Raw genomic sequence first — 19,555 nt, 5'->3', positions numbered from 1 at the left:
GTTTTCACCGATGCATTTCGCACGCTACGCAGCGCCGCAACCGGCGCATATCCCTCGCAAATGCCGATTTTTGCGGACGCGAAGTTGTGAAATTGTGAAGGTTGTGGGCACGGCATTGATAGATCGACCGCCTGGAGAAGGTCTATGCGGGGGCGCGCTTGCGTACGCTGCGGGAACAGCGTGGGCTCTCCCAGGCTGCAATGACCAAGGAACTCCAGCCCTGGGCGGCCTACTGCGCGTGGGAGGTGCGCCGCGGACCGATTCGGCGAAGTAGGAGCCTGACCAGACGTATTGCGTGCCAGCGGCGTCCGAGGTGGGTATCGACCTCGGACTGACCACATTCGCGGTGTTATCGAATGGGAAACGGATCGATTCCCCGAGGTTTTTTCGCCGGGCGGAACGTCAACTCGCCAAAGCGCAGAATCACTTTTCACGCAAGCGGAAAGGTTCGGCCAACCGAGCACGAGCCAGGATCAAGGTGGCGCGGGCACATGCGAAAGTGGCTGATGCGCGGCGGGATTGGACACACGCACACCATGGCGATAGTTCGCGAAAACCAAGCGATCTATATCGAGGACTTGTGCGTGAAGGCACTGGCCTTCCGCTGCATCTGGCCGAGGAGGACGTCAAATCAATCAGCTGGAACAGCTGATGAGCCGGGCGGCAAGGTCTGCGAACGTACCGGCGCCGACGTGCCGTCCCTCAACTGGGCCGCCCGATTCGCTTGGACGACAACAGCTCTCAGAACATTCCCTACATCACGACGTCGGCGTCCTGAATTGCACCGGCTGTTGGCGGGCTCGCCGTCAGCCCGCGTCGTGGGTGTGCAGCCACATGAGGTGCTCGGCCAACTTCTCCAGTGTGTCCACTTCCGTTGGCGCGCAGAGATAGTACTTGTGCTCGTACTCCTCGATATCGCCCGCTCCGGGCTCGCGGTCTCCCAGGTCGAGGCCGATCGGATATAGCTCCGCGAACCGGGTGATGTCGAATGGCTCCCGGGTCCCCGCCGTACGTGCGGCGGCGATCTCGGCCCGTCGGCGCGCCTGCCACTCCTGTCCGTGCTGCCGCAACTCCGCCAAGGTCTGCTCCGCGGACTTCGGCGTGAACTCCCCGTCAATGCTCATGCTGCTCTTTACCATCGCGATGACCGCTACGTCGAGTACTGCTGCCGAGGTGCACGCGTGGGCGTGGACCGAGGGCCTCAAATCGAGTCAGATAGATTCGGTCCGTTGACCTTTCGGCAATTCGACCTTGCTTGTCGGCGCGCGGTCATGTCACTTGAACCGAGTACATTTGCTGCCGCACGCGTGTTCGGCGCGATGTCTGTGAGTTAGGGAGTTGCTTTGGTACGGAACGTTTTCCGCGCGGGGGTGCTGGCGGCGACGCTGGTGTCATTGGGGATCAGCGGAGCGCAAACGGGTTTCGCGGCGAATTCTGGCAGTGGATCGACCCCGGAACCGCCACTGGTCACACTCAAGCCGGGTGGTGTCATCCACGTCGATGCCCCCGCCGACGGCTCGGCTGGAACTGCAAGGGCATGAGCCTGCTGCCGCCCGTCACCCAGTCGGCCAGGGTCAGCAATAAGCCGATATCGACGGGCTCCGCGATGCTGGACGCCACACCGTCGGTGGCATCGGTGGACCTCCAGTTCCCGCCCAGCGCGACGGTGCTGTGGGAATGCAGTACTCCGGGTTCCGGTAACCGGACCATCAAATCCGAGGGCATCCTGCAAACCCTGCCCTAGGTCCTCGAGGGTCCGTCACTGCCCACACAGTATTGAGACGATCAGTCCAAAACTGTGATAGCGTTTCCCTCATGGCGCGACCGAGGAACTTCGACGAGGATCGAGCGGTCGAGGCGGCGATGCGGACGTTCTGGGCGTCCGGCTACGAAGCCACCTCGACCGCCGACCTGTGCGCGGCAACCGGGTTGGGACGCAGCAGCATCTACAACACCTTCAACTCCAAGAACGCGTTGTTCGAGAAGGCGCTGCGCCGCTATATGGATGAGAAGAACGCGCCGGTGCTGGACCTCATGAACGATGACGCGCCGGTGCGGGACAAGATGCGGGCGCTGCTGTGGCGGGTGATCGACCAGCAGCTCGAGGAACCGCCGGGCTGCCTGGTGGTGAACTCGATGGTGGAACTCGCGCCACACGACCCGCAGATCGCGCGCTCGCTGCGGCGCGACCTGGATGTGCGGGTACAGACTCTGCGCGCGGCCTTCGAATCCGGTCGCCGCCGGAAAGAGATTGCCGCCGAACGTGATTCGCTCGGGTTGGCACACTTCATGATCGCCACGATCAGCGGGATGCAGGTGGCCGCGCGAGGCGGAGCCGACCGGGCGACCTTGGAATCCATCGCCACCAACGCACTCAACGCGTTCTGACGTGACCTGAATCGGATGCGCGGGTCCACGCGTGTCCTAGTTATGGACTGATCGATCTAAAACTGATGGGGAAGTGATCGCCATGCCATTGGCCATCTATGTGCTCGGATTCGCGATATTCGCGCAGGGCACATCGGAATTCATGCTTTCCGGGCTGTTGCCCGCGATGGCACACGATCTGGGTGTCTCCATACCCGATGCGGGACTGCTGATCTCCGCCTATGCCATCGGCATGGTCATCGGCGCGCCCATTCTCGCGATGGCGACGCTGCGCTGGCCCAAACGCCGTGCCCTGCTGACCTTTCTGGCCGTATTCATCGCCGCCCATGTGGTGGGCGCGGTGGCCACCGGGTACTCACTGCTGTTCGCCACGCGAGTGATCGGCGCGATCGTCTGCGCCGGATTCTTCGGCGTCGCCGCCGTGACCGCGGTCAACCTCGTCGGCGCGCATCGGGCCGGGCGGGCGCTGTCGATCGTGATCGGCGGGATCACGGTGTCGACGGTGCTCGGCGTCCCGCTCGGCACCGTGATCGGCCAGCATCTCGGCTGGCGCGCCGCATTCTGGACCGTGGCCGTACTGGCCGCCGTGGCCGCACTCGGTGTCGCGGTCAGCCTGCGCACCACCCCGAGCCGATCGGGCGGCGAAACCCCCGGAACCGTAACGAGATTCACCGACGAACTGCGCAGCCTCGCCGATCCCGGGCTCTGGATCGTGTACGGCACCAGCGCACTGATCTTCAGTTCGATGATGGCGTCGTTCAGCTACCTCGGCGCCATGCTCACCACCGATACCGGTCTGGATGCGAGCTGGGTTCCGATGGTGCTGGCGCTGTTCGGCGTCGGCTCGCTGATCGGAATCACCCTCGGCGGCCGGGTCGCCGACACCCACCCGTTCCCGACCCTGTACATCGGCGCGACCGGGGCTCTGCTCGCCTCGATCGGCATCGCGGTGTTCGCGAGCCATCCGATTCCGGTGATCGTGCTCGTGTTCCTGATGGGAATGTTCGGACTGGCGACCAATCCGGCGATCAATGTCCGGGTGTACGCGCATCTGGGAGAGGTGCGCACGCTCGGCGGCGCACTGGTGACCTCGGCCTTCAATGTGGGGAACACGGCCGCGCCCTGGCTCGCCGGGTTGGCCGTCGCCGCCGGATTCGGCTACCCGTCCACCGCCTGGGTGGGCGCGGGCATGGCCACGGTCGGACTGCTCACCGTGGCCGCCGGACACCTGCGCAGCCGCCGCCCGACCCCGACTCCGGCGGCATCGGCCGAACCCGTCATGGTCAGCTGATCACTGTCCGTCGATGCCGTCCTGCGTCGGATAGTCGATGACGACCACACCGCCGGTGGCGTAGTTGGCGACATCGGCGGACGCGCGCTGCCCCTGCGGTGACGCCTGCGCGGCGGCCAAGGCGGCGTCGTCGGCGAAGTCGGCTTCGAACACCGCGAAATACGGCGATTCTCCCCGGGACGCTGTCACATCGAAGCTGTAGCGGCACGCGAGCAGGCCGGGCATCTCCCGCACCAGCGGAAGGTGCTTGGTCACGTAGTAGTCCCGGAAATGGTCCGGATCGGTGGGCTCGGGATACAGGACCAGCAGCCTATGCATGAGTGCCTCCTGTTACTACCGCGGTCGGTCGAATCGTCATATGTGCAGGTTAGGGCTTGATACGCGGTCGAGGGAAAGACCGGGACGCGATAGAGTCAGAACGGATCGTTATCAATCGAGGGAGGCACGTGGCGCCGGATACGGTGAGCCTGCGGTACTTTCTGGTACTGGCGCAGGAATTGAATTTCACCCGCGCGGCCGCACGGATCGGTATCGCACAGCCCGCACTCAGTGCCCGGATGCGCCGACTGGAAGCCGAACTCGGCACTCCCCTGCTGATTCGCGACACACGCAGCGTCGTATTGACCACGGCCGGTGCGGCTTTGGCGGAATCCGCGCCCCCCGCGCTGGCGGCGCTGGACCGGGCGTGGGACACCGCCCGCAATGCCGGGGCAGGTGAACTGGGCACTCTACGCATCGGATACAGTCTCAGCACGGGGGCCGAAACGGCACCCGCGTTGGTGAACAGGCTCATTCACAGCAGCCCAGGGCTGGAGGTCGGCGCGGTGCCGATGGCGACGCCGGAGATCTCCCCCGCGGTGGCCGACGGCCGCATCGACGTGGGGATCACCCGTGGTGAACAGCCGGGTCGTGGCGTACGCCGGTTCCCGCTACGCCGTCTGCGGGTCGGAGTCCAACTGGCACAGCATCATCCGCTGGCCGAGCACCCGGAGATCGACATCGCCGCGGCGGCCGAGTACCCGCTGCGACTCCCCGACCGCACGGCCAACCCCGTGGTCCACGATCAGCTGTCCGCGCTGTTCCGCGACATGAACCCCCGATTCCAGACGCCCGCAGTCTCTTTCGACATGTCGCAGCGCGACCTACGCGACGGCCTCACCCTCGCCCCGTGCGGTGAAGCCGCGATCGCGGTGGTGCCGGCCGGTATCACGTGGCGACCGCTGCGAAACGCACCCGCCATGACGATCCACCTGGTCCTCCCACGCGAGCAGTCACCACTACACCGCCGCATCCGTGCCGTCGCCAAAACCCTTGCGCACGAATTGAACTGGCTGCTCGACTGATCCCGCGAGACACCCGACATCGGTGTCGCCGCGATGGCACCCGATATCGAGTGCCATCCCGACGACCCGGATCATCAGCGCGCGGAACCACTTTCAAGGAATTCACGTATGAAGCAGAGCGGGCAGATGGGGTCGAACGGCCTGGTGATCTGAGTCGACACGGTGGTCGACGGCACCACCGGAAGTTCATTCGGCGCGGCCGCCGCGAGCGCGGGTTGCAGCGCGAGCGTGACAGCAAACGCGCCGCCGACAATGACATTCAGCATGGGACGGTACATAAGTTCCTCCACGTTGATGCGATGAATCGTGAGGTTAACAAGACCCGCCGCCATGGTCATGCCCCCAATTCCAACCGGAATCAGGCCCTACGCTGATAGCAACCCGCAGATACTTAGGGCAGATACTCAGACATTCGCCCGATAGCGCCGCGTCGTGCGCGATACCTACGTTCGTGGACATGACCGAAACCCTGATTGCCGACCGACTCGAAATCTCCGACCTGTTCAGCCGTTTCGGGCGGCTGCTCGATGAGCACCATTGGGAGGCCGCCGACGCGGTCTTCGCGAAGGACATCGCCGTTTCCTCACCACGAGCGGGAAAGCTGACGGGAATCGACCAGGTAATCGGCTACATTCGCCAATCGGTAGTCGAGGGAGAACATACCCAGCACATCACCACCGACCTGCAGGTCGACATCGACGGTGACCGGGCATCCGCCTCAGCGAACTCGCAGGTCTACTTCTACCGCGACGGCCAAGCCCCCCACCAGACAAGTGGCCTGCGATTGGAAGCCAGCGTCGTCCGCACACCAGCCGGCTGGCGATTGAACGAAACCCGCACCATCCTCGCCTGGGTCCGCAAGGAATGACGCACGCTGCGGGTGCAACACAATCCGATAGGCAGCCTGGTACGGCTCGGGAATGTGCCTGCGAATCAACGCATACAGGCCGGGCTCACTCATATCCGCATCGAATCCGATTCCACCGACAACCAATTCAACTCAGCACTCCTCAACTGCTCCCGGTTGTGCTGCGGGGAGGGCATTTTCGATGAGGATCGTGGCGATGGCGGCGGCGGTCGGGAGGGTCTCGATGTCGAGTGCTCGGGTGCGGGCCGAGGCGCCGTCGAGGAGTAGGGCCAATTGTTCGCCGAGTTGGTCGGGGTCGGTGGCGCCTGCCTGGCGGGCGGTTTCGGCGAAGCGGGCGGCGACGGATGTCTTGTAGTCGTGTGCGCGTCGGCGGGCGGGGTGGTCGGGGTCGGTGATCTCGACGGCGGCCGCGATGAACGGGCACAGCGGAGTGAGCTCCTGCGGGGGTACCTGCTGTGGCTTGTCGAACGCGGCGAGTAGACGTTCGCGGGGGGTGAGGTCGGGGCGGTCGAAGACGTCGGGCATGGTGTCGGGATCGTGCCGGCGCAGGTACTCGGTGACGAGCTCGTCCTTGCCGGAGAAGTGCTGGTATGCGGTGCGTTTCGACACTTGGGCGACCGTGCAGAGCTGATCCATACCGGTGTTGTTGATGCCCTGCTCACGGAACAGTCGACGTGACGCGTCGAGGATCCGTTCGCGCGCGCCCCTGCCGCGACGTTGGCCGCGGGGGCCCTTCTCCAACTCGGTCACCAGTCGATACTACCGCGTGGGTAATGGTCGGTGTACTTAGCTTGCGCGTCGGCCGATGGGCCGTTACGTTAAGTAAACCCAACCGTGTACATAGTTGGTTTTCTACAGGTAGAAGCGTTGATTTGTGCCTACGCGCAATGAAGGAGTGATCATGGGCAAGCTCGACGGCAAGGTCGCGGTAATCACGGGCGGATCCAGCGGCATGGCATTGGCGAGCGCCGAACTGTTCGTCGCGGAGGGCGCGTACGTCTACCTCACCGGTCGGCGAAAGCAAGCGTTGGACGAGGCCGTGGAGCGGATCGGGCGCAACGTGACCGGCGTGCAGGGTGATGCTTCCGATTTGGCTGACTTGGATCGCCTGTTCGAGACGGTCGAACGAGAGCACGGCAGCATCGACGTGCTGTTCGCCAGCGCCGGCACGGCCGAGGCAGCCAGGCTCGGCGAGATCACCGAAGCGCAATTCGACAACACATTCGGGCTGAACACGCGCGGCACCCTGTTCACCGTTCAGAAAGCGTTGCCGCTGTTCAACGACGGCGGATCGATCCTCATGACCGGGTCGATCGCCTCGGTCAAGGGCTGGCCCGACTACAGCGTCTACGCGGCCAGCAAGGCCGCACTGCACGCACTGGCCCGCGTGTGGTTGTACGAGTTGAAGGACAGGCGAATCCGGGTCAATGTGCTGAGTCCGGGCCAGATCGCCACGCCGATCCAGGAGCAGCTGTTCGACGCCGAGACCAAGGCGCGGTTCGAAGCCTTGATTCCGCGGGGGAAGATGGGTCGGCCCGAGGAAATCGCCTCGGTCGCACTGTTCCTCGCCTCGGACGACTCATCGTTCGTCAACGGCATGGAACTGGCCGTCGACGGCGGCACCTCCGCGATCTGAGATCACTCCTCAGTCGTCTGCCGCCACGATCAGGACGAGGACGTGATCGCCTTCGTCGATCGCGACGATCTCATGAAATCCGTCGACACCGACAACTTCACCCCAGTCGTGCTGCGCATCCGGCCGAAGGTCGGGCAGTTGAAACAACATCGGCGACTCCAGCAACGGGAACACCCGAGTGTCCAACTCGGCCTGGACTTCTGGTGACACCGGAACTCCGGCGTTGTTCGCCCAGTCCTGCAACAGTTTTCGTGCAGACAAGGAGGTGATCGGCTCGAACGTGGCCGCCGAGATGTGCTCGACCCGGTAGGGCCCGTGCAGCAGATGGGTGCCCTGCCCGGCGAATTCGGTCGCGAAGGTGTCCCGGTAGCGAGGATGCGCGATCAACGCTGACAACAGCTCGGATACCAGTCGCGCCGAGCCGAACCTGAACGTCTCGAGTCTCACCCAGTGATATGTGGCGCGATCCAAGAGGATGGACCGTTCATGTTCGAAGGTAAGCAGACCGTCCATGCCGGAAGCTTGGCACGGTTTGCGAGCCCGGTGTGGGAGGCATGAATGCCGCCCACATTTCGGCGATGCAGGGCCGCAGGCAACGCACTGATCGCGAGACTGGCGTGTTCGCTCAAGTGGTCCCGTGTATAGGTCACCGGTGCTCCCGATGCGCACCACTGTGCCACCGTCCGGTCGACCGGTGCGATGGCGACGATCTCGTCGTGCACAGCGTGAAACAGGAAGAGCGGCAGGGTCGAGTCGCGGGTCCGATTGGGGTGCTGTACGACGAATTGAACCTCCTGCGCGCGGATTTGGAAGCGGAACATCGCAAGCCAACCCCTGCGGAGATCGAGCGAGTCAGATCGATCTATTCGCAAGCCTCCGTGCTGTGGGAGGAACGTCAGAGGGCAACCAGCGGAGGCGTTTTCCGTATCCCGACGCCGGATGTCCGGTCAGCCAGTGGTACGCAGGAACCGCGAGATCGGTTTCGGAAAGCCTTCGCCGGCAGTGGTTTTCACGTCCTCGTCGTTGACTGCTGCACCGAGCGGCAGAGGCTGTTGCGGGTGGCCACCACCGCATACCGGCGGCACTCGCTCATCGACAAAATCGTGCACTGACGGCGGCCGAGCGATGCTCAGCCCGTAGATCTTTCGCGAGATAGTCGATGGGCTTCGTGGCCCGGCGGGCATCGCGGAGTTCGCTCAATCCCGGTAGTCGATACCGTAGAACCCGTCCGGTCTGACCAACCGCAAATGGATCGATCGCCAGGTCATGGACAGCCCGACAGTCATGTTCGGCCTGTCCCAGAACGCGGTCGCTTCGCGGCCGGGTTCGTAGCGGCTGTGTTCGCCGAGGACTGTGGCGAGTGCTATGCGTAGTTCTTCGAAGATCGGTGTGATCCACTCGGTGAGGCCGGGTGTATCGATGTCGGCGACGTCCGTGACACAGGTCGAGATCAGATTCATTTTTCGGGGGTTGCCATACATGCTGGCCTCAGGGCGACCGACGTGGAGCGTTGTCCGGAGGTCTGCACTCTTCGACGGCATTTTGCTGACGATTTCCCAGCCGGTGGCGTCGCACAGCTGGTGGAGTCCGTCTGGGTTGTTCCAGTTCCAGTTGGGTGTGGTTGCCAGGCGTGCGATTTCGCACGCGCCGTCGATGTCGACCCGCATGGGGTGGATGCTACTTTTCGAGAAAAGCGACCGCTGGTCCCGCCGATATTTGCGGAGGTAGGGGGGCTCGGTGAGGTGCGTCAGTCTCTAGGGAGCGGATTTTCGGACGGGTTCCAACCGAAATCGCCCCGGAACGTCGAAGGCCCGCAATCACAACAGGCGGCAGAAATCCCTGGGATGCCCAGACGTTCTCAGATCTCGACGAGGGTCAGTCCAGCATGGATAGAGCCGCAGATCATCGACAACACCCCGAACACGGTCTCGCCACGAAGGAGCAGCGTTGCTGGTGGCACAAACAAGGCAATGTTCTTGCGGCGCTGCCGAAGTCGGCGTATCCGGGCGCGCTCGCGGCGATGCAGGAGATCTCCAACGCCGAGGACGCCGACATGGCCCGCACGACGATCGAGGCGTTCGAGCGGGACTACGGCGCGAAGTTCTCAAAGCCGTGGCGAACCCTTGTCCGCGCCGCTTTCTCGACCGCGGCTGAGAACTGCTCGGGTCGAGGTACATATCCATTCGGTCATGATTCGAGGCGCGCTGCCTTCGTGAGGAGATAGCGACGCTCGGGTTCGCTCAGTGTCCTGTGTGCTGCCGAACGGTACTGCACGGCAGCCAGTTTCAGATCGCCTGCGAGTTCGGCGAGATGCGCTTCGACTGCGGCGAAACGATGATGCTCGGCAAGGATCCGGTCGGTCCGCAGTTGCTCGAGCAACGTGAGCCCGGTGGGCACCCCACGTGCCATCGCCAGGGCGACAACACGATTCAGCGTCACCATCGGATTGTCCGACATCTGGTCGAGCAAGGTGTAGAGCGCGAGAATCTGCTCCCAGTCGGTCGCGGCCGGTGTCGGCGCCTCGTCATGGACTGCCGCGATCGCTGCCTGAATCTGGTAGGGACCGGGCTTGTTTCGTGACATCGCGGCAGTTACCAGCGCAACACCTTCGGCGATCTGCGCGCGGTCCCACAACGTCCGGTCCTGCTCGGCCATCGGAATCAGCATGCCACCAGGCCCGGTCCGCGCGGCACGGCGGGCGTCGGTCAGCAGCATCAGCGCGAGCAGGCCGGCGACTTCGCCGTCGCCGGGCAGGCTGCGGTGCAGCATCCGGGCGAGTCTGACGGCCTCGGTGGACAATTCGACCCGCGCCAGCACCGGCCCCGAGGTGCTCGTGTAGCCCTCGTTGAAGATCAGGTACAGCACCTGCAGTACGGCGTCGAGGCGTTCGGCGTGCTCGGCGGGCATCGCGAACGGCACGCCGGACTGCTTGATCGTCTTCTTGGCGCGGCTGATCCGCTGCCCCATCGTCGCTTCGGGCGCGAACAGCGCGCGGGCGATCTCTCCGGTCGTGAGGCCGCCGACCGCGCGCAGGGTGAGCGCGATCTGACCGGTGCGCGGCAACGCGGGATGGCAGCACATGAACAGCAGGATCAACGAATCATCCTGTGCCGAAACGGGTCCGGACGGTGCAACCGGCACTTCCTCCCGCTCGCGGCGGGCCTGCTCGCTGCGCAGCAGGTCGATCAATTTCCGCGAGGCCACCCGGATCAGCCAGGTGCGTGGTTCGTCCGGCAACGGGGGCCACTGTGTCGTCGCCGCGAGCATGGCCTCCTGGACCGCGTCCTCGGCAAGGTCGAAGTGCCCGTACCGACGGACGAGCGCACCGAGGACCTGCGGCGCCAGGTCGCGCAGCAGGTCCTCGATCTCGCGAGCGATCACAGATCGCCCGGCGGGCCGTCGGGTAGTGGCCGGACCTCGATCGTGTCGCCGATGTTGTCGGCGACTCGTGCGGCGATTGCCATCGCGCGGTCGTGGGAGTCGACGTCGATGACCGAGAAGCTCGCAAGGACCTCCTTCACCTCGGCGTACGGCCCGTCGCTGGCGACCGGTCCCGAAGCGGACTTCCGCACGGTCCGGGTCAACGACGGATCGGCAAGCCCCATCGTCGTGACCAGCTCGCCGGACTCGGTCAGCTCGGCACCGAGCTCCTCGTAGAACTTGCACATCGCGGCGAACTCGGGACTCGAGTAGTCGACCGACGCCCAGTCCGCGGTGTTGGTGTAGGCCAGCAGGATGTACTTCACGGCTCCATCCTCTCGCTATGCAGTGACACGTGTCATCGTGGCCTCATAACCGCCACCGGGCCACACCCACGCGCCGGACAGCGTGTTGCCGTCGGCGCTGAACGTGGTCCGGCAGTACGCCGGCGAGCCCTTACGGCCACCCCAGATCGTCAGCACGTCGCCGTCGAGTTCGTACTCGTAGTCGAGCGTTTCGCCGTCGCTCGAGTAGAAGCGTGAGGTGACCGCCTCACTCGTCTCACCGCCGAACGGTCGTTCGTGGCCGATGACTTCGAGTCCGGAGACGTGGTGCCCGTCGTGTTTCATGTCTACGCGCTGGGACAGGAAGGCGCGGCCGTCGAGCCACGCGTAGGTCGTGGTGCCGTCGGCGCCGCCGGACACCCGCCAGGTGCCGACGAGACGGTCGAGGTCGGAGATCGAGGTACTCATGACGAGAGTTCCTTTCGGTTGATGGTTCCTTCGCCGGTACCACGGAGCCAGCGGACAGTTTTCGACATTCGATCGTCGAACCGTGATCTTGGACTTCTTACGAACGATTCGCCCCAACTCAGTACGCTGCGAAGTCGTCCGGGGTGTCGATCCATTCCTGGTAGGCGGGGTTGACCAGGTAGAGGTTGATGTAGCCGCGCAGTACATAGAGCCGGAGCACCAGATTGTTGCGGTCCCAGCGCGCCTTTGGTTCCGGTCCTCGTTGAATGGTGTGTGGCGGGCCCAGCACGGTTTCCAGGCGGGCCACCAGCGTGTCGTATTCGCCGCGCAGCAGCTGCATTGCCGCACCGTCGTTCGCATTGACCTGGTCGGTGACGACCATGATCAGCTCACCGATACCGCCCTGGTCCCAGGCGCGCCAGTACGCCTGGGACTGCGCCGCCGAGAGATCGGTGCGGAGAGTCGCCGTACGCTTGGTTCGGCTGACAACCCCTGTCCACCCGAGTGCGTCGCACAGGGGAATGAGGTCCTCCTCGGTCCAGCTCCAGTCGAATGATGCTGCGACGGTAGCGATGTGCTCGACTTTCTCAGTTTCGACCAACATGAGCTCTTTCGGTTGTGCGATAGGTCAAGTGCGTTGCCCTGAAAGTCGAAGCGTTCGGCCAACCGCAGCTGTTACGACCTCGAACGCGCCCGTGAACGCGGGGCGGCGGCAAGGGCACGATTGATCTGGATCTCGTCGTGGTGGTCGGCGGCCCAGCTGATGAGCTGCATGACGATCTCGTGCAATCCCACCCCGAGCGGGGCGAGGGCGTATTCCACTCGGGGCGGCACTTCGGCGTAGGCGGCCCGAGTGATCAGGCCGTCCTGCCGCAGTTGTTGCAGGGTGTGGGTGAGCATGCGCTGGGAGATGCCGGGGATCTGACGCTGCAGGTCGGTGTAGCGCAGGGGACCGTCCTGGAGCACCGCGACGATCAGCATGCTCCATTTGTCGCCGACCCGGTCGAGCACCTGCCGGATGAAGACCATGTGGTCGGCCGGAATTCCCGCGCACGGCCCGCTCGCGGCCGCCATCTCGATCTCCGTGTTGTCCTGCATGGCACCCATCCCGCTCCGTCACGCACACCGAGGTGCCTTTTGTACCGCCTCCAATACTGGCGCATTATGGCGCTACGAACAAATCGTATGAATTGCAGGTAGGGATATGTGGATGGAGATCTGCAGACCCTCGCAGTCCGTCCCCGGAAAGGCACACCCATGACACATCTGCTGCACATCGACTCGTCCTCGCTCGGTGCGGGATCCGTCTCCCGCGAAGTCGCGCAGTCCTTTCTCGACCGGTGGCAGGGCACCGTCGTCCATCGCGATCTCGCCACCACCCCCGTGCCGCACCTGAGCGCCGCGGGCATCACCGCCCGCCTCACCGACCCCGCCCAGTACACCCCCGAGCAGGCCACGGCCGCCGCGATACAGGACCAGTTGATCGAGGAATTCCTCGATGCGAGCGCGTACCTGTTCACCGTGCCGATGTACAACCTCACGATGCCGTCGGCATTCAAGGCATGGCTGGATCAGATCATCGTCGTCGACCGCACCCTGAATATCACCGGCGACTCACCCGTCGCGGGCCGTCCCGCCGTGTTGATCTCCGCGCGCGGCGGCGGTTATGGCCCCGGCACCCCGAACGAAGGACTCGACTTCGTAGTGCCCACGCTCGAGGCCGTGCTCGGACGCCTCCTGGGACTGGAGGTGATCACGGTGCTCCCCGAGCTCACCATGGCTCCCCACACTCCGGCACTGACCCCACTACTGGCCCTGCACGAGGCTTCCATGGCCGACGCCCACGAACGAGCGCGCGGCCTCGCCACAACCGTCACCCCGTCCCGCGCCGCATAACGACCCCACCGGAACAATCTCGATGACGCACCTGCTTGTACCCGAGCCTCTGCTGACGACGGCCGTATGCCGCTCTGCCCGTTGATCCTTCGATGTCTCGCGCTGATCGGTCCGGTCAGCGCGAGATATCGGCCTGTGTGGAAGTCGGCTTCGATCGTGTCAGCGGTGGCGATGCACTACCCGTCGCGCATTACAGGTCGCCGCCCTGTGCCGCCAATTGCTTTACCGCAGTGATCATTTCGGAGAAGAACTCCTCCGGCAACACGCGCCACATCCACGCGCTGCCCAGGCTCGACGGAAGTCGATGTGCGACATCAGCGACGAGACTGTATCCGTAGCTTTCGGGGCATTCCCCCGGCAGCCCGAGTCCGACCGCCAGCCAGGGCATGAGCTCTCCGAGCTCGAGATACTCCCACCACGGCGCGTCGTCCCAGCCGCGCTTGTTCTGCACCACCTCTTCGAAATGCCATGCTCTCGAACACAATCGGCGGATCGCGTGCGCAACACGATCATCGATGTCAGCGCGTTCGGTATCGATCGCCGCATGCGCTTGACCGATGTGGTTGAAGACCGAACCGAACGTATTGCTGCCGCTGGACAACACTTCACTCACCGATGGCCGCCGCTGGTCCAGCGATAACCAGCCCTGAACCCCAGCCAGCCGCAACGGTTCGGCAACGGTCCACAATCCATGGAGACCGAGCGGCCACTCCAAACTCTCGTTCGAACCCGAGACCTCGAGGAGCGGTCCCAGCGCCTCGTCACGCCATTCCAAAGACGCTGTACGAGCAAGCGCGCGAACTACCGCGACTTGCTCGTCGGTAATCGGCGCATCCAGCTGTTCGACGGTGAGCGGCCCGAACTCCCGACACCATCCACGCAGTATCGCCTGCCGCAACCGTTCCCCCGCCCGCCACACGGCCAACGGTTCACTCGCGGCCACCACCAGCCGGTACGCCTGATCCCATCGATCCCGGTCTCTCACAAGACCATTGTCTACAGCGGCAGAGGTGTGGCTAGGGAGCTGGCGGCGATGTGCGACGCTGTCGCGTATGAGTCTTGCAGTACATCTGGAGCAGCTCGGCCGACCGCTGGTCGAGGAGCAACTGGCGCATCCGACCGTGGTGGGGATCGCGAAGGGGGATCTCGCCGAGCCGGTGTTCCGGTCCTGGTTGGAACAGGATTATCTGTTTCTGCTCGACTATGTGCGGGTCTTTTCTCGCCTTGCTTGGCAGGCGCCGGCCGCTCACCTCGGCGATCTGGTCGACCTTGCGCACGCTACTTTCCACGACGAGCTCACGCTGCATCGCAGTCTGGCCGCGGAGTTCGGTGCTGATCTCGACGGGGCGGTCAAGGGCGATCCGTGCGTGAAATACACTGCGTTCCTGTTGGATTCGGCCGCGAACTACGCTGACGGACTGGCTGCGCTCTACCCCTGCATGTGGGGCTATTCGACGCTCGGGGCCATCCTCGCACAGAATCCGCCGGCCGATCCGCGCTATCGGCGCTGGATCGACACCTATGCCGACCCGGGCTTCGCGGCGCTCACCGCCCGCTGCGCTCAGATGCTCGACGAAGCGGGCGGTGATAACGCGGAGGAGCTGTTCCTGACCGGCATGCGCCACGAAATCGCATTCTGGGATGTGCCGTTCAGCCACGAGTGAACCGGTAGGTCATCTCGGTGAGCGCGCCGACCGCGATCCGCGCGATCCCGGCGGCCGGGCGTTGGCCAGCCCCTGAAACTGAGGGCTCAGGAAGGCATAACACCATTCGTGCCCGGAACGAAACATAAGGCATGACCCTGAAAAACGTTTCCCTGCAACAGTTCACGTTCCGCACGGGTGTGGCCGCGGCGGCGATGGTGACCCTGTGGAGCGGGTTCGCCGGCACTGCCGGAGCCGATTCCAACGATCAGGTCGCCCAATTCACCCCGACCCTCACACGGGTTCCGGGTTCCAACTGCGCCGCGATACTCGCCGCCGAGACCGTCCCGCAGCCGCAGTCCGGCACGTTCGGCGTTCGGGTGAAGATCACCCAGACCGGGGATTCCTGCGGGGCCTACTACCTCACCGTGCACTGGAAGAACGTCGGCACCGGCCTGACCAGCGGACAATCGCAACGCGTCGAAGGCACCTCGGTGGTCGGCCTGCCGGACAACGTCATCACCGGCATGGGCATGGGACCGGGCGCGGGCAAGGTGGAGGCGTGGATCGACACGTACTCCGAGGTCTACCCGCAGAACAAGGATCTGGAGCACATCGCGGGCCGCACGACGTTCACCCTGGGCTGAGCCGAGACCGGTCATCGGTCCACATCTCTACAACGAATATTCTTGTGGCCCAGTCATATTCACCCGTTTTGACTGACAGTCGCGAACATCCGCATACGCGGAGACCCGCCTGGCACGTAGGCCACTACCGGTTCCTCCATGCCGACCCGTCCGGTCGACATGTTCAATCGACACGAATCACGATGGCGGAGGCGTTGTCCTTTCCGCCCGCTGTCTCGCACGCAGCCAGTAGGGCGGATACGACGGCGCGCGGCGGTGTATCGCGACCGAGGAAGGTTCGCAGATCGTCGTAGCCGACCTGTTCGGATACACCGTCGGTGCACAGCAGGTATCGGTCGCCGGGTTTCATTGTCACGCTGAACACATCGGGTTCGGGCGCGGAACCGTGGCCGATGTATCGGGTGAGTTGATATCGGGCCGCGGCGGCCTGTGGCGAGTCGAATGGGTACCAACCGTGCACGGCTCCCAGCCAGGCCATCGTGTGGTCGGTGGTCAGCAGTTCGAGTATCCCGGCACGCAACCGATACACGCGGGAGTCACCGATCTGAACCAGCCAGCAACCCTGTTGTGCGGCAACCATAGCCGTGAGAGTGCATCCCGCGAGGGTCCGCAGTTCACGGCCGACGCGGCTCACCCGCGCATGAGCTGCCGCCACCGCCTCACGCAGTACATCCGGTCCCGGCTCCGCCACACGCGTGGCGAAGTCGGCGAAGGTATCCACTGCGATCCGCCCCGCGGCCGCACTGCCCGGCCCGTCCCCCATCCCGTCGGCGACCACTGCGAGCAGAGGTCGCTCGACGAGATAGGTGACGTCGAAATTCGCCGAGTAGCGGTTGCCGGTGTCGCTGCCCACCGCGGTTTCGATGTCGAGACCATCCACAGCGTGAAGACTAGCCGCGGCGACGGCGAATCAGCAGAACCGCGGTGAGCGCTCCGATCAGGACGACCGCGGCGGCGGCCATGGCGATCAGGATCGGTCCGCGCAGCCCTTCGTCGGACGAGGACACATCAGCAGGGGCGGCCTGGGTACCGGCTGTGCCCTTCGAACCGTCGCCTGTCACCGATCCTGTTGCGCCGCTTGCGTATTTCGGTCCGGGCTCGGGGGCTCCCGCCAGCGACAGATCCAGCCGGATCGGGACCGCCCGCTCGTCACCCGCCTCGACCGGCGAACCGAGCTTGACCGCGATGTAGTACCAGCCCGCGACGGCTTGGCGGGTCACCGCGGAGGTGCTGGAATCGCGGTTGGCGTAGCGGATCGGCACCGTCGCGATCGACTTATCCGAATTCGGCAGGGAGACATCGGTTCCCGTGTACACGTGGGTGTCCGAAGCGACTTGCGCGGCGACCGGTGAGTACAGCACGGTCGCGATATTGGAGGTGGCCTTGGTGCCGGTGCCGCCGTTGGCGGCGAAGTTCACCCGGTACGCCAGCCCTTGACCCCAGTCCGCCTTGACTCGATAGAAGACGTATTCACCCGGCCGCAGCGTATCGGTGTAGCGGCCCGCGCCGCCCAGTGTGGCCGCCGAGGCCAGCGATCCGCCTCCGGTGACCGGCAGCTCCGCACCGCCCGGATCGGTGAACGCCGTGGCGATCTCGCTCGCGGCGGGGCCGCGATCGGTGACGCCGGGTTCGACACCGATCATCATTTCCAGCGGCACCCGCTGCGGCAGGCCATTGGAGACCTTGTCCCAGTCCAGCTGGAAGTAGTAACGGCCCGCGCCGTGACAGGTACCGCTACCGGCCGCGCCCTGCACCGCGCCCCGGAAGGTGAGGCTCACTGCCAGGGTCACACCGTCGCTGGAATGCGATGCCTGACCGTATTCGAATACGTTGCAGTCCTTACCATCTCGATCGAACACCCGGATATTCATGGTGTTGAAGTCATCGGCGACGTTGATGTCCGGCAGCCGCGGGAACGACACGACACCGCTGAAGTAGGCGGTGCCGTCGGCGGGCACATCCACTCCGTAGTACCGCTTCTCGTGCTGGCCGACGGTGTCCAGATAGTGACCCTGGGTCGCGACCGGAGCCGTCCGATAGTCGTTCGTGCCGGTGATCGGCGTGCCCGAGGCCGCGTAATTGCGCAGGGCCGCACCGGTGACACGGGGCAGAATCCGTTCCAGTGCGGCGCCGTCCGCGGCATCGGCGTACGTGCCGCCGGTCACCTGTGCCATACAGCTGAGCTGGGCGCGCGCCTTCTCATCGACCGCGAACCCGATCGAGTGCACGATCAGGTCGAGGCCCTGCTGCTTCAATTCCCTTGCCACATCGCAGGGTTCGGGCGGTGCGCAGGTGTCGTCACCGTCGGAGACCAGCACGATCGATCGCGGGCCCGAGCTCGGTAGCGCTTCGGCGGCCTTGCGCAGCGACACACCCATCGGTGTCCAGCCCCGGGCCTGAATGCCGTCCACGGCACCGGTCAGCGAGCCGCGATCCAGGGTGTCGGGACGCTGCAGCACCTGCACGTCGCGGCACCCGGCCGCCTTGTCCGCCTCGGCGTTACCGGTGCCGGTGCCGTAAACCGCCAGTCCCACCTTCGATTCGGCGGGAGCGGAACCGACGAAGCCGCGCACGGCGCGCTTGGCCGAATCCATCATGGTGCCACCGACATCGGGGCGCTGCATGGATCCGGACGCGTCCAGGATCAGCATGGTGGGGGCGTACTGCGGCGAATCGGGACTCCCCTGCGCGGCCGCCGGCAGCAGCGACGGCAGTAGCGCGACCGCGGCGGCCGCGAACAGCGCGGTCAGTCTGGTCGTTGTCGACATGATCCTCTTCGGTATTCGGTGATTCGTGCCCTCCGAAAATACCGACCAGACAGTCACCTTCGCATAGCCGAGAAGCGCGCCAGCATACGCGAGCGTCCAAAACGCCACCGCGACCTCGCAATTCACCCGCGACGGCGCACTTGCGTCACTCCGCTCAACCCGCAGGAGGCGTCGGTACGACCTGCAGACCGTCGACGAAGGTATCGATATCGGATTTATAGCGGTCTCGATCGGCCGCCGGGGCGTCGACCCTCATTTTGATCGGGTACACCATTTCCCCTGCGCGATAATCGAAATCGAGGAACTCGCGGTAGAGATCGACGCTGCGGGTATCGGACGCGGGCAGAATTCCACCGAACCGGTTGCCACCCCCGCCGCACACCTGGACGGATTCGTTTCGCCACTGCTTCCAGTCGCCGGCCATTGCGGAGACCACGCTTATGTTGGCGCTGCGCGGAGCGGACACCCCGAGAGTGATGGTCGCGCTGCCCGTCCGGCCCGCCGGCCAAGCCACCAGACGCAGCACCGAATCATCCCCCTCCACCGGCTTTGCCTGCCAATCCTCGAGCTTCGGAAGCTGAAGCGTGAACGGCACATCCAACCGCACTTCGGTGCTGATGACAGATCCGTTGGCCGCGGCGGCGGCACAGGAGGTGCGAATCGGCGGCGCGGAAGCACTCTCCGAAGAATCCGACCCCGAGTCCCCGCACGCGGTCACACCCGCTGCCACAACACCGAACAAAATCAAATGGCGAATCCTCATCACGGCCGCCAGCCTATCGGGCCGCTACGACACCGATATCCCCGATCGGTTGTTCAATGAGCCGCTTTGGAGCATCGAGGTGGGCAATTGTGCCTATCCATTTGACATAGCCCACTGCACATATTCTCCGATTCAACAAC

General features: G+C 64.6%; 27 protein-coding genes and 1 pseudogene. 12 read left to right on the top strand and 16 right to left on the bottom strand.

What is annotated here, in order from left to right; genetic code table 11:
* Positions 1-295 precede the first annotated feature (295 nt).
* Positions 296-652: a transposase gene (locus ACFC4D_RS16900; RefSeq protein ID WP_376064241.1), complete on the top strand. Its 357-nt coding sequence runs from the start codon at positions 296-298 to the stop codon at positions 650-652.
* Between the two features lie 154 nt (positions 653-806).
* Here ACFC4D_RS16900 and ACFC4D_RS16895 read toward each other — a convergent pair whose 3' ends face one another.
* Entirely contained in the window at positions 807-1,124 is a 318-nt protein-coding gene (locus tag ACFC4D_RS16895; RefSeq protein ID WP_376064238.1) for a hypothetical protein, read from the bottom strand.
* A gap of 413 nt (positions 1,125-1,537) precedes the next feature.
* Between ACFC4D_RS16895 and ACFC4D_RS16890 the strand changes: the two genes are divergently transcribed.
* From ACFC4D_RS16890 to ACFC4D_RS16880, 3 genes are all read left to right on the top strand, one after another.
* Complete coding sequence (locus ACFC4D_RS16890) at positions 1,538-1,744, top strand: hypothetical protein (RefSeq protein WP_376064237.1); 207 nt, start codon at positions 1,538-1,540, stop codon at positions 1,742-1,744.
* 71 nt (positions 1,745-1,815) lie between these two features.
* A complete protein-coding gene (locus ACFC4D_RS16885) occupies positions 1,816-2,388 on the top strand; it encodes a TetR/AcrR family transcriptional regulator (RefSeq protein WP_376064235.1) in 573 nt (190 codons plus the stop codon).
* An 82-nt stretch (positions 2,389-2,470) separates the two neighbouring features.
* Positions 2,471-3,679: a Cmx/CmrA family chloramphenicol efflux MFS transporter gene (locus ACFC4D_RS16880; protein ID WP_376064232.1), complete on the top strand. Its 1,209-nt coding sequence runs from the start codon at positions 2,471-2,473 to the stop codon at positions 3,677-3,679.
* Here the strand turns inward: ACFC4D_RS16880 and ACFC4D_RS16875 are convergent, their stop codons facing one another.
* Positions 3,680-3,997 (bottom strand): EthD family reductase, encoded by a 318-nt coding sequence (locus ACFC4D_RS16875; protein WP_376064229.1) that lies wholly within the window; start codon positions 3,995-3,997, stop codon positions 3,680-3,682.
* 128 nt (positions 3,998-4,125) lie between these two features.
* Here ACFC4D_RS16875 and ACFC4D_RS16870 point away from each other — a divergent pair, with 128 nt between their 5' ends.
* Positions 4,126-5,022, top strand: a complete 897-nt coding sequence (locus tag ACFC4D_RS16870; protein WP_376064226.1) for a LysR family transcriptional regulator — start codon at positions 4,126-4,128, stop codon at positions 5,020-5,022.
* Positions 5,023-5,096: 74 nt separating this feature from the next.
* On the opposite strand, the gene ACFC4D_RS16865 is transcribed toward ACFC4D_RS16870, so the two are convergent.
* A complete protein-coding gene (locus ACFC4D_RS16865; protein ID WP_376064224.1) occupies positions 5,097-5,360 on the bottom strand; it encodes a hypothetical protein in 264 nt (87 codons plus the stop codon).
* A 119-nt stretch (positions 5,361-5,479) separates the two neighbouring features.
* On the opposite strand from ACFC4D_RS16865, the gene ACFC4D_RS16860 reads away from it, so the two are divergent.
* Positions 5,480-5,890: a nuclear transport factor 2 family protein gene (locus ACFC4D_RS16860; RefSeq protein ID WP_376064223.1), complete on the top strand. Its 411-nt coding sequence runs from the start codon at positions 5,480-5,482 to the stop codon at positions 5,888-5,890.
* Between the two features lie 132 nt (positions 5,891-6,022).
* Here the strand turns inward: ACFC4D_RS16860 and ACFC4D_RS16855 are convergent, their stop codons facing one another.
* Positions 6,023-6,640, bottom strand: coding sequence for a TetR/AcrR family transcriptional regulator (locus ACFC4D_RS16855; RefSeq protein ID WP_376064221.1), 618 nt, complete (start codon positions 6,638-6,640; stop codon positions 6,023-6,025).
* Positions 6,641-6,791: 151 nt separating this feature from the next.
* Here ACFC4D_RS16855 and ACFC4D_RS16850 point away from each other — a divergent pair, with 151 nt between their 5' ends.
* Complete coding sequence (locus tag ACFC4D_RS16850) at positions 6,792-7,526, top strand: SDR family NAD(P)-dependent oxidoreductase (protein WP_376064218.1); 735 nt, start codon at positions 6,792-6,794, stop codon at positions 7,524-7,526.
* 9 nt (positions 7,527-7,535) lie between these two features.
* On the opposite strand, the gene ACFC4D_RS16845 is transcribed toward ACFC4D_RS16850, so the two are convergent.
* Both ACFC4D_RS16845 and ACFC4D_RS16840 read right to left on the bottom strand, forming a co-directional pair.
* Positions 7,536-8,039 carry a hypothetical protein gene (locus tag ACFC4D_RS16845; protein WP_376064875.1) on the bottom strand — a complete coding sequence of 168 codons (504 nt, stop codon included), beginning with the start codon at positions 8,037-8,039 and terminating at the stop codon, positions 7,536-7,538.
* The gene (locus ACFC4D_RS16840; RefSeq protein ID WP_376064215.1) at positions 7,970-8,347 is read right to left on the bottom strand and encodes a lipase family protein; all 378 of its coding nucleotides are present in this window, start codon (positions 8,345-8,347) and stop codon (positions 7,970-7,972) included. The genes ACFC4D_RS16845 and ACFC4D_RS16840 overlap by 70 nt, the downstream gene beginning before the upstream one ends.
* On the opposite strand from ACFC4D_RS16840, the gene ACFC4D_RS16835 reads away from it, so the two are divergent.
* On the top strand, positions 8,243-8,638 hold the full coding sequence (locus ACFC4D_RS16835; RefSeq protein WP_376064873.1) for a hypothetical protein: 396 nt from the start codon (positions 8,243-8,245) through the stop codon (positions 8,636-8,638). The two genes, ACFC4D_RS16840 and ACFC4D_RS16835, sit on opposite strands and share 105 nt — an antisense overlap.
* Positions 8,639-8,722: 84 nt before the next feature.
* Here ACFC4D_RS16835 and ACFC4D_RS16830 read toward each other — a convergent pair whose 3' ends face one another.
* A complete protein-coding gene (locus ACFC4D_RS16830) occupies positions 8,723-9,193 on the bottom strand; it encodes a DUF6301 family protein (protein ID WP_376064214.1) in 471 nt (156 codons plus the stop codon).
* A 266-nt stretch (positions 9,194-9,459) separates the two neighbouring features.
* Here ACFC4D_RS16830 and ACFC4D_RS16825 point away from each other — a divergent pair.
* Positions 9,460-9,654 (top strand): annotated as a pseudogene (locus tag ACFC4D_RS16825) (transposase); the annotation flags it as partial.
* Positions 9,655-9,713: 59 nt separating this feature from the next.
* On the opposite strand, the gene ACFC4D_RS16820 reads toward ACFC4D_RS16825, so the two are convergent.
* The 5 genes from ACFC4D_RS16820 to ACFC4D_RS16800 all read right to left on the bottom strand — a co-directional run bounded on the left by ACFC4D_RS16820 (position 9,714) and on the right by ACFC4D_RS16800 (position 12,796).
* Positions 9,714-10,907 (bottom strand): RNA polymerase sigma factor, encoded by a 1,194-nt coding sequence (locus ACFC4D_RS16820; protein ID WP_376064211.1) that lies wholly within the window; start codon positions 10,905-10,907, stop codon positions 9,714-9,716.
* Positions 10,904-11,272: a YciI family protein gene (locus ACFC4D_RS16815; RefSeq protein WP_376064209.1), complete on the bottom strand. Its 369-nt coding sequence runs from the start codon at positions 11,270-11,272 to the stop codon at positions 10,904-10,906. The genes ACFC4D_RS16820 and ACFC4D_RS16815 overlap by 4 nt, the downstream gene beginning before the upstream one ends.
* Positions 11,273-11,287: 15 nt before the next feature.
* On the bottom strand, positions 11,288-11,698 hold the full coding sequence (locus tag ACFC4D_RS16810; RefSeq protein WP_376064208.1) for a hypothetical protein: 411 nt from the start codon (positions 11,696-11,698) through the stop codon (positions 11,288-11,290).
* A 118-nt stretch (positions 11,699-11,816) separates the two neighbouring features.
* Positions 11,817-12,302 (bottom strand): DUF6301 family protein, encoded by a 486-nt coding sequence (locus tag ACFC4D_RS16805; RefSeq protein ID WP_376064205.1) that lies wholly within the window; start codon positions 12,300-12,302, stop codon positions 11,817-11,819.
* 71 nt (positions 12,303-12,373) lie between these two features.
* Positions 12,374-12,796 carry a winged helix-turn-helix transcriptional regulator gene (locus tag ACFC4D_RS16800; protein WP_376064202.1) on the bottom strand — a complete coding sequence of 141 codons (423 nt, stop codon included), beginning with the start codon at positions 12,794-12,796 and terminating at the stop codon, positions 12,374-12,376.
* Positions 12,797-12,955: 159 nt separating this feature from the next.
* Between ACFC4D_RS16800 and ACFC4D_RS16795 the strand changes: the two genes are divergently transcribed.
* The gene (locus ACFC4D_RS16795; protein ID WP_376064201.1) at positions 12,956-13,594 is read left to right on the top strand and encodes an FMN-dependent NADH-azoreductase; all 639 of its coding nucleotides are present in this window, start codon (positions 12,956-12,958) and stop codon (positions 13,592-13,594) included.
* Between the two features lie 190 nt (positions 13,595-13,784).
* On the opposite strand, the gene ACFC4D_RS16790 is transcribed toward ACFC4D_RS16795, so the two are convergent.
* Positions 13,785-14,492: a hypothetical protein gene (locus ACFC4D_RS16790; RefSeq protein ID WP_376064199.1), complete on the bottom strand. Its 708-nt coding sequence runs from the start codon at positions 14,490-14,492 to the stop codon at positions 13,785-13,787.
* A gap of 154 nt (positions 14,493-14,646) precedes the next feature.
* On the opposite strand from ACFC4D_RS16790, the gene ACFC4D_RS16785 reads away from it, so the two are divergent.
* A complete protein-coding gene (locus ACFC4D_RS16785; protein WP_376064196.1) occupies positions 14,647-15,258 on the top strand; it encodes a TenA family protein in 612 nt (203 codons plus the stop codon).
* Between the two features lie 131 nt (positions 15,259-15,389).
* Positions 15,390-15,884, top strand: coding sequence for a hypothetical protein (locus tag ACFC4D_RS16780; protein WP_376064194.1), 495 nt, complete (start codon positions 15,390-15,392; stop codon positions 15,882-15,884).
* A 163-nt stretch (positions 15,885-16,047) separates the two neighbouring features.
* Here ACFC4D_RS16780 and ACFC4D_RS16775 read toward each other — a convergent pair whose 3' ends face one another.
* The 3 genes from ACFC4D_RS16775 to ACFC4D_RS16765 all read right to left on the bottom strand — a co-directional run bounded on the left by ACFC4D_RS16775 (position 16,048) and on the right by ACFC4D_RS16765 (position 19,400).
* Positions 16,048-16,764 (bottom strand): PP2C family protein-serine/threonine phosphatase, encoded by a 717-nt coding sequence (locus ACFC4D_RS16775; RefSeq protein ID WP_376064192.1) that lies wholly within the window; start codon positions 16,762-16,764, stop codon positions 16,048-16,050.
* A 10-nt stretch (positions 16,765-16,774) separates the two neighbouring features.
* Positions 16,775-18,652, bottom strand: coding sequence for a VWA domain-containing protein (locus ACFC4D_RS16770; protein WP_376064191.1), 1,878 nt, complete (start codon positions 18,650-18,652; stop codon positions 16,775-16,777).
* A gap of 154 nt (positions 18,653-18,806) precedes the next feature.
* On the bottom strand, positions 18,807-19,400 hold the full coding sequence (locus ACFC4D_RS16765; RefSeq protein ID WP_376064189.1) for a hypothetical protein: 594 nt from the start codon (positions 19,398-19,400) through the stop codon (positions 18,807-18,809).
* Positions 19,401-19,555 lie beyond the last annotated feature (155 nt).

The sequence above is a fragment of the Nocardia sp. NPDC056000 genome, from assembly GCF_042269265.1.
Taxonomy (GTDB): domain Bacteria; phylum Actinomycetota; class Actinomycetes; order Mycobacteriales; family Mycobacteriaceae; genus Nocardia.
The sequence above is the reverse complement of the archived record's forward strand: the minus strand, read 5'-3'. Positions and strand labels throughout refer to the sequence as shown.